The organism is Trichococcus flocculiformis (assembly GCF_900113645.1).
GTDB lineage: Bacteria > Bacillota > Bacilli > Lactobacillales > Aerococcaceae > Trichococcus > Trichococcus flocculiformis.
Map to the genome: position 1 here is coordinate 1 of NZ_FOQC01000096.1, position 1,969 is coordinate 1,969.

Sequence of the window (1,969 nt, forward strand, 5' to 3'; positions counted from 1 at the left end):
ATATAATTAGAAAATTTTTCAACCGCATTCTTTAAACTGGTGTCTATTATTGCATCAAAATCATCTATTTCACTTGAAAATGATTCAAACAGCTCACTATCAATCAACTTATTGTGTGCAATATGATTTCTTTTCTTTGATAAATCTCCCCATTTATTCAAAATAATACGATCGCATATTCCATTGAAGTATTCATTGAATATAGGAGTATTTTTATCAAATTGATTTAAAATTGTCCGCTTAATAGAATCATGTTTAGATTTACCATCTAATTGTTTCATTAATGTATGTAAAAGAGCCTCAATTTTGTTCGGTGATGAATCTTTTAATTTTTTGGGTTCTTTTTTTAATATATCCACTAAATCATCTGTAAGCATACAATATAGAGTATCATCAACTCCTGAAAAAGAAGTTACCTGTTCTCTGTAATTCTCAGAAAGGTTTTGATGCTGTCTTCTAAAACTATAGGGAGCCTCATTTATAAACCAGTCTGAGCCTTTTTGATTGATCATAACAAAATTAATCAAATTTCTAAATCTATTTTCTAATAAATAGAACTTATTAGATAATAATTGATTATAATGTTCAGATTGATAATCTTCTAACCAAAAAATTTTCTGAATCCCTTTTTTTATAAGATAGTTTTTGATGCTTTTTTTCATATCTCCTATCTCTTTTTCATACTTTCCAGACAATGATTGATCACTTGTTATGTCAATAATAATCTCCATATTTAGATAACCATTATATTTTTTTTCACAAAAAAATAAAGTTCCAACAATCTGTTCATCCAAACTAACATTATAAACTATCCCTTTATTAATATTAGTTTCATCTGTCATTGGAAATTTAATACCGCTTACTTCCTCCTCGATCGAACTAACTAAATCAGTATAATTTATCTCGAGTTGCATACTACTATTTTTAATAGTAATAAACTTTATTTTTCTTCTCATAGTATCCATAGAATTTTAAAATCCCTTTCTATATAATTTTGTAAAATTAACAAAACATCTGTTGCATAAGCCTTTTTTTCTGTTCCTTCAGCAATTCTACTGTTTGCACTAACTTTTCAAGTTGTTTGTCTAATGCAATAAAAAAGCCAGCAATTTTTTGCTGTTCTCCTTTACAAGGCACTTGTACTCTGATTTCTCTTAAACTCTCGTTATTTAGTGAAATACCTTGAGCTGCATTATTACCATATGTACTAATGTCTTGTGAAGATAAGTAAGCAAACATGTATTCATTATTCGTAATATCATTTTTCCATTGGAAATTAGCAATTGCTTCATTGGACATACATTTTTTTTTAGTAATAGCCAATACACCTACACTTAATTTGAAACTCATTATTAGTGTATCCGCCTCTATCCATTTTGCTTCTCGTACATCTTTTTCAGATAAATATTCTTTAGTATCATAAATATACTTAGTTTTCATATCCGCAACTGAAACCCAAATAATATCACCACCAAAATTGTTTTTATCTTTTCTTGAAGGAGTATAACCGGTTCTAATCTCTGCAATTTCCCCCAATTTTTTTTCTTTCCAATCTGGATAATCATTACCATCTTGATCTTTGAATTTCAGCTCTTGGTTGAAGATCTTTTTAAGCATGGCCTTCTTTAATTCTTTGTAGTTATCCAGTTGTCGCTGATGAAGAGCGATAGTATCGTCGAGTTGTTCGAAAAAGGAGCCAAGTTTCTTTTGCTCTGCTTTAATCGGGACAAAAACTTCCCATTTTTTTACTTCTGACATTGGAACTAAATTGGAAATTGCAGATCCCGGATTAGCTCCTGTAAGTTTTCTTTGCATATTTTCAGCACGAACAAATTGGAGAAAATACTCAGGATTTGTCAATTCATTATTAATTCGCTTAATTGCAATATCAAATGCATAAAAAATTTTAAAAACCTTTATAGACAGCGAATTACTCAATAATCCAGTATTACCAATGCTTTGAAGCCAT

2 protein-coding genes are annotated in these 1,969 nt (G+C 29.2%); both read right to left on the reverse strand.

Annotation, left to right across the window (positions count from 1 at the left end):
• A partial coding sequence (locus BMZ71_RS14490) for a hypothetical protein (protein WP_143071464.1) occupies positions 1-965 on the reverse strand: 965 nt, incomplete at its 3' end.
• 37 nt (positions 966-1,002) lie between these two features.
• Positions 1,003-1,969: restriction endonuclease subunit S (locus BMZ71_RS14495; RefSeq protein WP_143071465.1), on the reverse strand; the 967-nt coding region annotated here is incomplete at its 5' end.